This window comes from Aneurinibacillus aneurinilyticus ATCC 12856 (assembly GCF_000466385.1).
In the GTDB taxonomy this organism is placed as follows: domain Bacteria; phylum Bacillota; class Bacilli; order Aneurinibacillales; family Aneurinibacillaceae; genus Aneurinibacillus; species Aneurinibacillus aneurinilyticus.
Genome location: NZ_KE952777.1, coordinates 83,393 through 98,161, shown reverse-complemented (window position 1 = coordinate 98,161; position 14,769 = coordinate 83,393). Strand labels below are relative to the sequence as shown.

Sequence of the window (14,769 nt, the reverse complement as noted above, 5' to 3'; positions counted from 1 at the left end):
TTGACCCTGTGGTTTGCTGCCTTGACCCTGTGGTCTGCTGCCTTGACCCTGTGGTCTGCCGCCTTGGCCTTGCGGTCTGCCACCCTGGCCTTGCGGTCTGCCGCCTTGGCCTTGCGGTCTACCGCCTTGACCTTGTGATCTGCTACCTTGGCCTTGACTGTTGTTTCGTTGGCCTTGCCCTGTAGTGTTCCGGTTTTCATTATTTACATTTGATTTATTCTGCTCTTGTTTTTTTTCCATCTTCCCACTCTTTTCCGTATCACGCTTTTGTTGTTCTTGACCATCTGCGCGTTGTTTTACCTGCTTCAAATGCTGCTCTACCTTTTGAATCGTGCTGTCTTCCAGTGTACTCATGTGGTTGTTTACCGATAAATTGAGCTTCGCAAGCAGATTAATCATCTGCTTGCTGCTAATGCCAAGTTCTTTAGCATATTCATGTACCCTCAATTTACTCATTTATCCACCCCCGACAGTTATTGGTTCATCAGCTGCGTCAATCTTGCTGCGAAGCCGGCATCGGTCACGCCAATGACAACTCGTTGCTCCTTTCCAAGCGCGGCGCCAAGCGTTTGTCGATTGCCATATGGTACACAAGAAACTTCGTAGCTACCGCACTTATCCATTACTTTTTTGCGGGTGTTCAGGGATGCATCGCCCGCCAATATGACCAGGTGAATCTGTCCTTGACGAACGGCCTTGATGACGAGTTCTTCTCCCGTGATGAGCTTGCGGGCCCGCTGCGCCAGGCCAAGCATCTGCTCCACCTTGTTCATTTGCGTACATGCCTCATAAATTCTTGTTCTAATGCTTCATACATCGCGTCCGTTACTTCTGCTTTCAAGGCGCGATTGAGAAGCTTTCTTTTTTTTACAATATCAAATGCTTCCCGAGAGCGGCATACGTATGCGCCACGACCTGAGGCCTTGCCGGTTGGATCGACTTTAACCTCACCTTCCGGTGTCCGCACGATGCGCAGCATATCACGCTTATCATACATCTCCTGAGTGGCGATGCATTTGCGTTGCGGAGTTTTTCTTGATTTCACAACGCCCTACTCCCTTTCATCCGCGACATCTGCCGTGGAAGCCTCTTCAATTGCATTCGCTTCAATATCGTACGTTTCATCCTGTGCCGGGACATCTTCCGGTTCTTTGATTCCTTTGGCCGGAATGACAGAAACCGGTTCACTGTATACGAATCCTTCTTCGGCAGCCTGGGTTTCACTTTTAATATCGATTTTCCATCCGGTCAGCTTAGCAGCAAGACGAGCATTCTGTCCCCGCTTTCCGATAGCGAGCGACAACTGATAGTCCGGCACGATTACACGCGTTACTTTCTCACCCTCATATACAGTTACATGCACAACTTTTGAAGGACTTAGCGCATTAGCCACGTATTCAGCTGTCTCTTCTGACCATTTCATAATATCGATTTTTTCGCCTTTTAATTCTTGTACAATTGTCTGTACACGCATGCCTTTCGGACCAACACAAGCACCTACCGGATCTACATTCGGATCAGCGGAGTAAACGGCGATTTTGGAGCGATCCCCCGCTTCACGCGCCACGGATTTAATCTCGACGACACCGTCGAATATTTCCGGCACTTCTAACTCAAACAAGCGTTTCAAAAGACCCGGATGCGTACGAGAAACAAATATTTGCGGGCCTTTTGTCGTCTTTTCTACCTTTGTAATAAATGCCTTGACTCTATCACCCTGTTTAAACGATTCATTAGGCATTTTTTCATTCAGTGGCATTAACGCTTCCACTTTACCTAAATCGATATAATAGAACCGGCCGTCCTGACGCTGCACGATACCTGTTACAATGTCTTGTTCACGGTCAATAAATTCACTATAAATAATTCCACGTTCCGCTTCGCGGATACGCTGGGTAACGACCTGTTTAGCCGTTTGCGCCGCAATGCGTCCGAAATCACGCGGTGTAACTTCCATATCAATAATGTCATCAACCATATAGTTCGGATCGATTTCCTGCGCTTCATCAAGCGAGATTTGGGCACGGGGATCCGTTACTTCTTCTACTACCGTTTTGCGGGCAAATACACGCACGTTGCCCAATTCGCGATTAATATCGACACGCACATTTTGCGCAGAATTAAAATTACGTTTATAGCCGGAGACAAGCGCCGCTTCGATCGCTTCGATCAGCACTTCTTTGCTAATTCCTTTTTCTCTCTCTATCTCATGTAATGCTTCAATAAACTCGGCGTTCATTGTTATCCCTTATCCTCCTTTCAAATCTTAAAACACGATTGCGAGACGGGCGCTGGCGACTTTGTCGCGTGGAATGAGTGCGCTTGCTTTCGCCTCTTTGATTTCGAGCTGTTTGCCGTCATAGGAGACAAGTTCACCTTCGAATACTTTGGAGCCATTAATCGGCTCGTAAGTGGTCACATGTACATGTTTGCCCACCGCACGCTCAAAATCCTGCTCTTTTTTCAATGGACGCTCGGCACCAGGTGAAGATACTTCAAGGAAGTAAGCCCCAGGAATCGGATCAACCTCGTCCAGCTTCTTGCTCAGCTTCTCGCTGACACGCCCGCAATCTTCGATATCAACGCCGCCTTCTTTATCGATGTAGACACGAAGGAACCAGTTGCTGCCCTCTTTTTTGTATTCGATTTCGACGAGCTCCAAATTTTCTTCTTCCAGAATCGGTGCGACCAACTCTTCGGTCACGGCGATTACATGTTGACTCAAGGACATTAACCCCCTAGAACAAGTTCAGTAGAATGCAAAGTAAATATAGCCCGCTTCCCTGGCTAAAAGGAAAGAGTGGGTTTCCCCACTCTTTGCGTCATCACATTACGTATACTTAGTATTACCAAAAAGTATTATAGCATAATCACCAAACCCAGGCAACTACCGTCAATACTGGCATAAATAGACGATAGAAGAGAGAGAAAAAGGACACTATCCTTCCCCCTCTACCTCCTCTCTAGAACAGCGAAAGTTGATTTGTTTCCGGCAGGCTGCTCAGACAACCCTGTTGCTGGAGAAGCTCGATGACAGAACGGGAACAGCGAGCACGCTGCTGCAAATCTTCAATAGATAAAAACTCGCCCGCCTCACGCGCCTTAACAATATTAATAGCCGCATTCGTTCCTACGCCTGCCAGTGCATTGAATGGCGGGATCAGGCTATCGCCGTCAATAATAAACTGACTGGCATCTGAACGGTATAAATCTACATTTTGGAACCTAAAACCTCGCTCACACATCTCGAGGCACATCTCCAATACGGTAAGCAGCGTTTTCTCCTTCGGTTGCGCGTCGTTACCTTTCTCGACGATTTCTTTAATACGAGCTCGGATTGCCGCGGGTCCCTGTATCGCAAGTTCAGCATCAAAATCATCTGCACGTACAGTAAAGTATGTGGCATAGAAATGAATCGGATAATGTACCTTGAAGTACGCAATGCGTACCGCCATCAATACGTAGGCCGTAGCATGCGCCTTCGGGAACATGTACTTAATTTGTTTGCATGACCAGATATACCAATCCGGCACATTATTGTTTTTCATCTCCTCTTCCATCTCCGGTGTGAGTCCCTTTCCTTTCCGTACCGACTCCATAATTTTGAAGGCAAAGGAAGGTTCAAGGCCTTTATGCATCAAATACACCATAATATCATCCCGGCAGCCGATAACATCTTTCAGCTCGCACGTACCATTGCGTACAAGTTCCTGAGCGTTATTAAGCCATACATCCGTTCCATGTGACAGGCCTGAAATCTGTACCAGCTCAGCAAATGTAGATGGCCGTGTATCTTCAAGCATTTGGCGGACGAATTTCGTCCCGAATTCAGGAACGCCCAGCGTTCCTACATTACTGTCGATTTGCTCCGGGGTAACACCCAGCACGTCCGTTCCACTGAAAATTCTCATCACTTCTGGATCTCCGACTGGAATTTTCTTCGGATCAAGTCCGGTCAAATCTTGCAACATCCGGATAACAGTCGGATCGTCATGGCCAAGAATATCAAGTTTTAATAAGTTATCATGGATGGAATGGAAGTCGTAGTGCGTAGTGCGCCATTCTGCTTCCTTATCGTCGGCCGGATATTGAATCGGACAAAAATCGTAGATTTCCATATAATCTGGAACAACAATAATTCCGCCTGGATGCTGTCCCGTCGTTCGTTTGACACCGGAGCATCCTGTGGCGAGCCGACTCATTTCTGCATTGCGCCATGTTTTTCCTTTTTCCTCGCCGTATTTGCGTACAAACCCGTATGCTGTTTTCTCTGCTACTGTGCCAATCGTTCCGGCGCGGTATACATATTCTTCGCCGAACAACACTTTCGTATAGTTATGCGCATGCGGCTGGTATTCACCTGAGAAGTTCAAGTCAATATCAGGAACTTTATCCCCTTTAAAACCAAGGAACGTCTCAAACGGAATATCATGTCCATCCCCCGTCATCGGAATGTCGCAAGTAGGACAATTTTTCTTAGGCAAGTCGAAACCGGAGCCATATTCCCCTTTAGTAAACCATTCGCTATGTTTGCATTCTGGACAACGGTAATGTGGTGGCAGCGGGTTTACCTCAGTAATCTCCGTCATCGTGGCGACAAAGGATGAACCGACAGAGCCCCGGCTACCCACAAGATAACCATCGTCGATTGACTTCTTCACCAGCTTATGTGAGATAAGATAAATAACCGCAAAACCGTGCGTAATAATGCTGTTAAGCTCTTTTTCCAACCGTTTCTCCACAATTTCCGGTAGCTGTTCACCGTACAGCTCTTTTGCTTTGTTATAGCTCATCGAACGGATTTCTTCTTCTGCGCCTTCGATTTTCGGCGTATACAAATCTTTTGGGATGATTTCGAGTTCCTCAAACTTATCCGCCAGCATGTTTGGATTCGTGATGACAACTTCCTTCGCTTTCTCTTCACCCAGATATTTAAATTCTTCTAGCATTTCATCCGTCGTGCGGAAATGCGCATCCGGCTTGTACTGATCTTTAAGCGGACTAAAGCCTGTAATCCCGTGAATCAAAATCGTACGATAGTCTTTTTCATACGGATGAACGTAATGCACATTACCGGTCGCAATGACTGGAAGATTAAGTTTCTCGCCAAGCTCTACAATTTTGCGGTTCGCATCCATGAGCGTTGCTTCATTCGCGACCAATTGCTTCTCTACTAAATGGCGATTGATCTCGATCGGCTGAATTTCCAATACATCATAGAAACGGGCTACTTCTTCAGCCTCTTCCGGACTTTTATTGAGTACTGTGTCAAATAGCTCGCCTTTTTCACAACCGGAGCTGATGAGCAAGCCTTCCCGGTGCTTTTGAATTTGCGCCCGCGGAATACGCGGCGTTTTATATAAATATTCCGTATGGGACAACGAAATAATCTTATAAAGGTTTTTCTTGCCAATTTCATTTAGCGCATAAATATTGCAGTGAAACGGGCGCGAATTCTGCAAATCCAATCCTACATGATTGTTTAAATCATTAAGATTTATGATGTTCCGCTCCAGTACTTCTTTTAACATAAAGAAGAAGATATATCCTGTCGCTTCGGAGTCATCAACCGCACGGTGATGATTCTCCAGGCTCACATTAAATTTGGATGCCAGTGTATTCAGTCGATGATTGCGCATGCCCGGATATAAAAAGCGCGCCAGCTCCAGCGTATCCAGAAACGGGTTTTGTACCGGCGGAAGACCAGTTTGCTTACAACTCGCCTGTAAAAAGCCCATATCGAACTTGGCATTATGTGCCACAAGCACCGCATCACCAACAAATTCCACAAATTCGCGGATAACTTGAGCAAGTTCTGGTGCGTCCTTTACCATATCATCCGTAATGCTGGTTAACTGTTGAATATTAAGCGGGATCGGCTCATGCGGATTGACGAAAGACTCGTATTTTCCGATGATTTCACCGTTTTTCATCTTAACACCAGCCAGCTCGATAATCGCATTATTTACAACAGATAGCCCGGTTGTTTCCACGTCAAAAACCACATAAGTATCATCAGCCAGCATACGCTCCTGCGATTGATGTACAATAACGGTTGAATCGGACACAACATTTGCTTCCATGCCATATAACACTTTAATGCCGTGTTTTTTTGCAGCAGAAAACGCTTCAGGAAACGCCTGTGCTACCGCATGGTCTGTAATGGCGATCGCCTTATGGCCCCATTCAGCAGCTTGCTTGATTAAACGTTCGGCAGAAGCGATACCGTCCATCGCACTCATATTCGTATGACAATGGAATTCCACCCGTTTTTCTTCCGCATAATCCATACGCGATGCCGATGGCTTAATTTGAATCAAGTCTTTTGCCATCATGACCAACTCGCGCGCAAATGTATCTTCCTGAATCGGCCCGCGTACACGAAGCCAGATGCCATTCTTAATAGCTGCAAGCTTCGGTACATCGTCTTTGTCACGTGCAAAGATTTTTACTTGTAGGGAGTCCGTGTAATCTGTAATGTTGAAAGTACACAGTGTCCGACCACTGCGCAGCTCACGTACCTCTGCACCGAATACAAGTCCTTCAATGCAGGTGCGGCCCATTTCCTCCTGAATGTCACAAATAGAGACAGAATCATCCTTAATGTCATAACCGATCTGCAATACTTCCATCGAAGCTGCAGCTTCTTTATTCGCTTCCGTTTTCTCTTTTTCCTTCTGCTTTTCCAGCAACGCTTCCATAGCACGGCTGCGATCCTCTTCTTCCCGTTGTTCAACAAATTGCTGATACTTCTCTTCGTTTTGTGCCACATGATATACAATCGGCAGGGAATCGCCACACAGCTGCTTTATTGTACGGGCTATCCATTCATCGACTTGACGCTGCTTCATTTTTTCTACGGCAAATGTATCAAGCACACCAAGCCTTAAGCGATCATCTACTATTTCGTATGTAGCGTTCTTCAAATATGTCGCTGTTGAGTTAATATGCGGTGACACTTTTTCTACGATGAGCGGCCAGTACTCTTTTACGAATCTTGGCATTTGGACAGGGCGAACATATCTCATATTACAATCAACCGAAGCGATATTTTGAAACGCCTGCACTAGCTTGGTATGGAAGGCTTGGTATACATTCAGTGGCAGCAGTTCAGGAAGTTGCAAATAGAAATGCCAGCGCTTCTCCTGACGATAGACTTCCACCTTCTCGATAAGACCATCGGAAAAATATTTTTCAACAAACTCAGGCGGAATAGCCAATTGCTGAAGCAACAATCCAAAACGTTCTTGCTTCGCAGTGTCGTTTTCCATGTAAACAATCCTCTCCTCTATAGTAGAATGTACGCACTCATTCGATATGTGGATGGTAGGCGAGGTAAAAATAGAAGAGAGGCAGGAATATACGCCGCCAGCAGACAAAAATCGTCCTGCTCGTCATTTTTTCCCACCTCTTCATTTACATCAAAATATCAAGTGTAATGTATATAGACACACCTATTGTAATGAACCAGCCAGTTCTTTGACATGCGCCATTAGTTCATCAACATGTATATCTTTACTTTCACCCGTTTTGCGAACTTTGCATTCCACAAGACCTTCTCCTGCTTTGCCTCCGACTGTAATCCGAATCGGAAGGCCAATTAAATCGGCATCTTTGAACTTTACACCTGCCCGTTCCGAACGGTCATCCAATAATACCTCAAATCCTTCGCTTTGCAGTTTCTCGTAGAGGGACTCAGCCAATTGTTTCTGTTCTTCATTTTTTACGTTAACCGGTACAACATGAATATGGAAAGGCGCCAGCGACCAAGGCCAGATGATGCCATTCTCGTCATTGTTCTGTTCAACGCAAGCTGCTACTGTACGTGAGACACCAATACCGTAGCAACCCATAATCATTGGCTGCTCTCTACCATTCTCGTCAAGGAACTTCGCGCCCATCTTTTCACTGTAGCGTGTGCCCAGCTTGAATACGTGTCCGACTTCAATTCCTCGTGCAAATGCGATATGCCCACCGCAGCGAGGACATTCGTCTCCTTCAACAATATTGCGTAAATCCGCATACGCTGTAACAGTAAAATCGCGTTCCGGCACTACATTTTTGTAATGGTAGTCTTTTTCGTTAGCTCCGGTCACCGCTACCTGCATGTCCCGTACAGCGGAGTCAGCATACACTTCAATCTCATCCGGCAGATTGATAGGGCCAACGAAACCGACAGGTACACCAAGCTTGCTCATCTCTGCTTCCGTAGCCATGGTAAGTACATTAGCATCAACAATGTTTTTAAGTTTGGTGTCATTCAGCTCATGATCGCCTCGTACCAGCGCAACAACAAAACGATCATCAGCTTTAAAAACAAGCGCTTTAATCATTTGGCGTGCTTCCATATCGAAGTGATTCATTAGCTGTTCAATCGTTTTCACATCCGGTGTGGGCACTTTTTCCATTTCTGACTGAGAAGCGACCTCTTCTCCCACAGACTTGTACACCACTTCCGCTTTTTCCAAATTTGCCGCATAATCGCACGATGTACAATAAGCGATCGTATCCTCTCCGATTGCAGATAAGGCCATGAACTCGTGTGTTCCTTTACCCCCGATAGCTCCCGCATCCGCTTCAACCGCACGGAAGGTTAATCCGGTTCGCGTAAAGATACGCGTATAGGCGTCATACATGCTGTCATAGCTTTTATCCAATCCCTCACGAGTCGTGTCAAAGCTGTATGCATCCTTCATAATAAATTCACGGGAACGAATGACCCCGAAACGCGGGCGTACCTCATCGCGATACTTCGTCTGAATTTGATATAAGTTAATTGGCAGCTTCTTGTATGTGTTCAAATTATCGCGAACAAGTCCAGTCACTACTTCTTCATGTGTCGGACCCAGTACAAAATCCCGGTTATGACGATCCTTCAAGCGCATCAATTCTGGACCATACGCCTCCCAACGTCCGGTCTCCTGCCACAGCTCAGCTGGCTGAATAGCCGGCATCGAAATTTCTTGTGCATCGGCGCGCTCCATCTCCTCACGCACAATTTGCTGTACCTTGCGCAGCACACGATGGCCCAGCGGCAAATATGTATACACTCCAGATGCGAGTTGGCGCATTAATCCCGCCCGTACCATTAGCTGATGGCTAATAATCTCCGCTTCTGCAGGAACCTCCCGCAACGTCGGAAGAAATAGTTTAGACTGCCTCACAACACACAACCTCCTAATATGAACGTTATTTATCTAAGTATAAGGAAAAGAAAGAGGCAGAAGTCTTTCATACCTCTTCCTCTCTCGCCTTACAATTGCCCATCAAGCATTTAAACTAGAAGAACCGTTGGATGTCATTCCACGTTACAACAAGGATGAGCACCATCAAGAATGCAAAACCCAGAAAATGAACCATTCCTTCTTTCTGCGGGTCGATAGGACGTCCCCGCACTGCTTCAAGTCCGATGAAAACAAGACGTCCTCCATCAAGAGCAGGCAGCGGAAGCAAATTCATGATCCCCAGATTTACACTTAATGCTGCCGTCCATTGAATGAGCACAACGAGTCCATTCTCTGCTGCTTTGTACGTATAGTTAAAGATGCCCACCGGACCAGATAGGTCCTGTACTGGAACCTGTCCTGTAAACAGCTTGCCAATCATCTCATAAATCAGCTTCGAAAACTCATATGTGGTAACCGCACCGTATTTAGCAGCACCAATAAAAGATTTAGATGTTGGCGAATATACGCCGATTTTACCAATTTGAATTTCTTGCTGTCCTCGCTTCTGAACTTCTTTTGTCGGCGTTACAGGAAGGGAAAATTGCTCGCCGCCACGTTCGATAATAAACGAAAGCTCTTTGCCTGGTGAAGTGCTGACCACTTGCACAATATCCTTCCATGTACTCATTGGTTTGCCTTCGATGGATAGTACCTTATCGCCCTGCTGTAGTCCAGCTTTGGCCGCTGCCTGGTTCGGAATGGTTTGCCCGATTATCGGCTTATTACTCGGTACACCATACGTTAATCCCATAATTGTTAATAACACAAACGCCAGCAAAAAGTTCGCGAGCGGTCCGGCAAAAATAGCGGCGGCACGTTGTCCTACCGTCTTGCTACCAAACTGGCGATCATACGGGGCAATTTGCGTTTCCTGATTATTGTGCACCATCATTGCTTGTGGATGAACCGGATAGCGAACCTCTTCCCCATCTTCAACCCCACGAATAAATAGATGGTGCTCAAAGTCCGTCTCTTCTACCGTAACGATTGTCGCTTCTGGATAATTACGGATATTCGTCAAAATGATACGCGTTGCTTTTCCTTCTTTATCAAGAAGAAGTCCCACATCTTGTCCACGATGAATCTCGACAACTTCCGGATCTTCTCCCGCCATACGGACGAATCCCCCGATCGGCAACAAGCGAAGCGTATACCGCGTTTCCCCTTTGACGAACGAATACAGCTTCGGACCCATACCAATAGCGAATTCGCGGCACAAAATACCGGCACGCTTAGCCAGCAAAAGATGCCCCAATTCGTGGATAAAGACTAACAATCCAAACACAAGAACAATGGCTAAAACCTTTAACAACGGGGTTCCACCTTTCCTGATTGTTTGGCCTTCTTATCAGGCCGGTTGATACTTTTCTGCAATCTGACGCGCCCACCGATCCGCCTCGAAAATATCTTCCAGTCCCGGATTTTCCACAACCTTATGCTTCGCCATCGCATGCGCGATCGTATCCTCAATTGCCAGGAATGGAATATCGCCACGTAAAAAACGGGCAACTGCCACTTCATTGGCGCCGTTTAATACGGTCGGCAGCGTTCCGCCTTTTTGACCTGCTTCATACGCAAAAGCGAGGCACGGATAACGCTTAAAATCTAAAGCCGTAAAATGAAGCTGGGAAACTTTCATTAAATCAAGCGGCTCCGTTTCCAGCGGAATCCGTTTCGGATAGGCCATTGCATACTGAATAGGAGTGCGCATATCAGGGGTACCCAACTGGGCCATTACCGCCCGATCCGTAAACTCCACCATAGAGTGGATAATGCTTTCCTTATGAAGAATCGTATCAATTTTATTATACGGCAAATCGAATAACCAATGGGCTTCAATCACTTCAAGACCCTTATTCATCATTGTAGCCGAATCAATCGTAACTTTAGCCCCCATGCTCCAATTCGGATGGGCCAGAGCCTCTTTGACCGTCACATCCGCCAATTGCTCCCGTGTCAAATCTCGGAATGAACCTCCGGATGCGGTAATGATAAGTCGGCGTATAGCCGATTTATCTTCTCCCTGTAAGCATTGGAAGATGGCGGAATGCTCACTATCTATCGGTATAACAGAAACGTCATGTTCTTTCGCTTTTCGCATTACGATATGGCCAGCCGTTACAAGCGTTTCCTTGTTGGCTAGGCCAATCGCTTTTCCCGCTTCAATGGCCGCAAGCGTGGGCAAGAGTCCCGCACTGCCTACTATAGCGGAAATGACAAAATCAGCATCAGGATGCGTCGCCGCTGCAAGTGCGCCTTCTTCTCCCCAAACTGCTTTTGTATTCAAAGGTAATTGATGTTGAATTTTTTCAGCCAGCTCTTTTGTTGCTACCGACACAAGCTGCGGCTGAAATTCATGTGCCTGTTCGGTCAACAAATCAATATTTTTTCCGGCTGCAAGCGCGACAACCGAAAACTGTTCCGGGTGCTGCCGGATTACATCCAGCGCCTGCGTTCCTATTGAGCCAGTAGAACCTAGGATGGCTATTTTTCTCATATTTCCTCCTAATGAACGGTCAACCTATGCCTTTTCTTCTCATTTTATAACAACTGAAGCAAATGCAGAACGGGAAAAACAACAATAAGGCTATCCAATCTATCAAGCACGCCCCCGTGACCGGGTAGAATAGAGCCTGAATCCTTTACATTTAACGTACGTTTAATCGCGGATTCCATCAAATCGCCAATTTGACCGCTCACCGAAATAACAAGTCCGATGATTAGCGCCTGCGAAATCGTAAGTGAATCCGTAATAAACGAAAATACAATCATGGTAACGACCGCTAAAACAACTCCACCCAGTGAACCCTCAATCGTCTTATTCGGACTGATGGCAGGCCACAATTTTGTTTTACCACGTGCTTTCCCTACAAAATATGCTCCTGTATCGGTCGCCCATGTACTAAATACGATTGCCAGCGTAATGGCAAGTCCATTTACAATTCGGGTCTCATTCATGAAATGAAAACCGATGCCTAAATAAAACGAGCTGAACAAAAGATAGGCAACATGTTGGTATTCGACCCGATTTTTAGAGGCTACGGTAATAAACAAAAAGAGCAGAACAAACAAAAATACGGCATCGCCTCTCAGCATGTTTCCTTCCCACACCAAATTAGGGAACAGCAAAAGCCATAAGAAAACAAGCCCAGTCAGTCCATGCCAGTCCATCAGCCGGATATGATTCATCCGGATTAATTCATAATAAGCAAGCGTAGCAAGAAAAAAAACAAGGGTAGTATACCAGATACCTCCTAAATAAACAACAAGGAGGAAGCCAACCCCCCACAAAAATCCCGTAATTACCCGTGTTTTCAAGCGTTCCACCCCTTAGCGGGGCACTTCACTATGTAAGTGCTCCATATCGTCTGTTTCGCTGCTGATATGCTTTAATTGCTTCATAGAAATGTTTTCGGGAAAAGTCTGGCCAGTATACATCACTGAACCAAAGCTCGCTGTAAGCCAACTGCCAAAGCATGAAGTTGCTTAATCGAAGCTCACCGCTCGTACGAATCAATAAATCGGGATCAGGAAGCCCGATTGTAGTTAAGTGAGAACTGAACATTTCTTCTCCAATCTGCTCTGGATCAATCTGTCCATCTCTAACTTTCTGTGCAATTTGCTTAACTGCGGCAATCATCTCCGCACGGCTTCCGTAATTAAGTGCAAAGTTAAGAATCAATCCTGTATTCTGTCTGGTTTTCTCTCGTGCATCTATCACAGCTTTCAACGTATAATCAGGTAAATCCTCTTCATATCCAACCATACGCACCTGTACGTTACGTTCGATTAACTCTTCCAATTCACTTGCCAGATACTCTTGTGGCAGACGCATCAAATATTCCACTTCATCAGCTGGACGCTTCCAATTCTCAGTGGAAAAAGCATACAATGTCAACACTTCCACACCGATTTCATCCGCTGTTTTCGTAATCTCTTTCACCGTCTTCATTCCGGCCCGATGACCTGCCACACGCGGCAATGCCCGTCTCTTCGCCCATCGTCCATTTCCGTCCATAATGATGGCTACATGCTTTGGAATGTTGCTTGCGTCCAGTTCATACTCATGCAATGATGAATCATCTTCATTTTTTTGCATCCACCTGGTTAGTTTATCAAGCATACGTACGTTCCCCCGTACTCAAATATATCATAAACCCCCTCACCTACGAGGGGGCTGTTTGTTACACTTCCATGATTTCTTTTTCTTTATCAGAAACAACCTGATCTACAAGGGCTACATGCTTATCAGTTGCTTTCTGTACCAGGTCCTGATTGTGCTTCATATCATCTTCTGTGATGTCTCCGTTTTTCTCCAGCTTCTTAATGGAATCATTGGCATCACGACGAATATTACGGATGGCGACTTTTGCTTCTTCACCTGATTTTTTCGCCAGTTTTACAAGCTCCAGACGTCGTTGTTCGGTCAGCGCAGGAATAGCAATGCGGATGACATTTCCATCGTTGGTTGGTGTTAGGCCCAGATCAGATTTCAAAATTGATTTTTCAATCGGCCCAAGCATTGTTTTCTCCCACGGTTGAATGACGATAAGACGCGGTTCCGGAGTGCTGATATTAGCTACCTGATTTACAGGCACTGGTGAGCCATAATACTCCACCGTTACTCTGTCCAGCAGGGAAGGAGTCGCTCTGCCGGCGCGCAGGGTGCTTAGCTCTCGCTTTAAAGAAGAAATGGCCTTATCCATTCTTTCTTCAGCTTCTTTTAACACTTGCTGTGGCATCGTTATTATTCTCCTTTCACAATCGTACCAATTTTTTCGCCCATAATGGCTCGTTTAATATTTCCCTCTTCCATAATTGAGAAAACGAGGAGTGGAAGATGATTATCCATACAAAGACTTGAAGCAGTAGAATCCATAACGCCCAGCCCTTTATTCAGCACCTCCAAATATGTGAGGTTATCGTATTTCTCGGCGTTAGGGTCAACGGCAGGATCGGCAGAATATACACCATCCACTTTATTCTTCGCCATCAGAATGACTTCAGCTTCAATCTCTGCTGCGCGAAGCGCTGCCGTTGTATCAGTGGAAAAGTACGGATTGCCCGTGCCTGCCGCAAAAATCACGACCCGGTTCTTTTCCAGATGACGAACGGCCTTTCTTCTTATGTACGGTTCGGCAACCTGCCGCATTTCAATTGAGGTTTGCACTCGGGTCGGAACGCCAGCACGCTCCAGTCCATCCTGCAGTGCCAAGCTGTTCATCACAGTAGCCAGCATGCCCATATAGTCAGCTGTAGTGCGATCGATTCCTTTTGCGCTTCCGGCCAAGCCGCGCCAAATATTACCGCCGCCGACAACAATAGCAACCTGCACACCTAACTCCACAATTTCTTTAATTTGCTTGGAAATCGACGTAATAACATCGGAATCAATACCGTATCCGACATTTCCGGCAAGCGCCTCTCCGCTTAATTTTAATACAACTCGCTTGTACGCGGGAAGTGGCATTGAAAAACAACTCCCATCCTCTATAAAATTGTTCGCTAATATCAGGAAGACTTCCTGCCTGTTTCCTCAGTT

13 protein-coding genes are annotated in these 14,769 nt (G+C 46.0%); all 13 read right to left on the bottom strand.

The annotated features are described in order from the left end of the window. The coding region (locus HMPREF0083_RS29020) for a translation initiation factor IF-2 N-terminal domain-containing protein (protein ID WP_021621540.1) at positions 1-456 on the bottom strand (456 nt) is incomplete at its 3' end. A gap of 17 nt (positions 457-473) precedes the next feature. Further along, positions 474-773, bottom strand: a complete 300-nt coding sequence (locus tag HMPREF0083_RS11540; RefSeq protein ID WP_021621539.1) for a YlxQ family RNA-binding protein — start codon at positions 771-773, stop codon at positions 474-476. Beyond that, the gene (rnpM, locus tag HMPREF0083_RS11535; RefSeq protein WP_040302434.1) at positions 770-1,045 is read right to left on the bottom strand and encodes an RNase P modulator RnpM; all 276 of its coding nucleotides are present in this window, start codon (positions 1,043-1,045) and stop codon (positions 770-772) included. The genes HMPREF0083_RS11540 and rnpM overlap by 4 nt, the downstream gene beginning before the upstream one ends. 6 nt (positions 1,046-1,051) lie before the next feature. Further along, positions 1,052-2,239 carry a transcription termination factor NusA gene (gene nusA, locus HMPREF0083_RS11530; RefSeq protein WP_021621537.1) on the bottom strand — a complete coding sequence of 396 codons (1,188 nt, stop codon included), beginning with the start codon at positions 2,237-2,239 and terminating at the stop codon, positions 1,052-1,054. A gap of 27 nt (positions 2,240-2,266) precedes the next feature. Further along, positions 2,267-2,731, bottom strand: a complete 465-nt coding sequence (gene rimP, locus HMPREF0083_RS11525; RefSeq protein WP_021621536.1) for a ribosome maturation factor RimP — start codon at positions 2,729-2,731, stop codon at positions 2,267-2,269. A 232-nt stretch (positions 2,732-2,963) separates the two neighbouring features. Then, entirely contained in the window at positions 2,964-7,271 is a 4,308-nt protein-coding gene (locus tag HMPREF0083_RS11520; protein ID WP_021621535.1) for a PolC-type DNA polymerase III, read from the bottom strand. A 183-nt stretch (positions 7,272-7,454) separates the two neighbouring features. Continuing rightward, entirely contained in the window at positions 7,455-9,164 is a 1,710-nt protein-coding gene (locus HMPREF0083_RS11515) for a proline--tRNA ligase (RefSeq protein WP_021621533.1), read from the bottom strand. A 115-nt stretch (positions 9,165-9,279) separates the two neighbouring features. Continuing rightward, positions 9,280-10,539: an RIP metalloprotease RseP gene (rseP, locus tag HMPREF0083_RS11510; protein ID WP_021621532.1), complete on the bottom strand. Its 1,260-nt coding sequence runs from the start codon at positions 10,537-10,539 to the stop codon at positions 9,280-9,282. Positions 10,540-10,575: 36 nt separating this feature from the next. After that, positions 10,576-11,724: a 1-deoxy-D-xylulose-5-phosphate reductoisomerase gene (locus tag HMPREF0083_RS11505; protein ID WP_021621531.1), complete on the bottom strand. Its 1,149-nt coding sequence runs from the start codon at positions 11,722-11,724 to the stop codon at positions 10,576-10,578. A 44-nt stretch (positions 11,725-11,768) separates the two neighbouring features. Then, the gene (locus HMPREF0083_RS11500) at positions 11,769-12,554 is read right to left on the bottom strand and encodes a phosphatidate cytidylyltransferase (protein WP_021621530.1); all 786 of its coding nucleotides are present in this window, start codon (positions 12,552-12,554) and stop codon (positions 11,769-11,771) included. Positions 12,555-12,573: 19 nt separating this feature from the next. Next, entirely contained in the window at positions 12,574-13,350 is a 777-nt protein-coding gene (locus HMPREF0083_RS11495; RefSeq protein ID WP_021621529.1) for an isoprenyl transferase, read from the bottom strand. A 61-nt stretch (positions 13,351-13,411) separates the two neighbouring features. Beyond that, entirely contained in the window at positions 13,412-13,969 is a 558-nt protein-coding gene (gene frr, locus HMPREF0083_RS11490) for a ribosome recycling factor (RefSeq protein WP_021621528.1), read from the bottom strand. Positions 13,970-13,974: 5 nt separating this feature from the next. Beyond that, positions 13,975-14,697, bottom strand: a complete 723-nt coding sequence (pyrH, locus tag HMPREF0083_RS11485) for a UMP kinase (protein WP_021621527.1) — start codon at positions 14,695-14,697, stop codon at positions 13,975-13,977. Positions 14,698-14,769 lie beyond the last annotated feature (72 nt).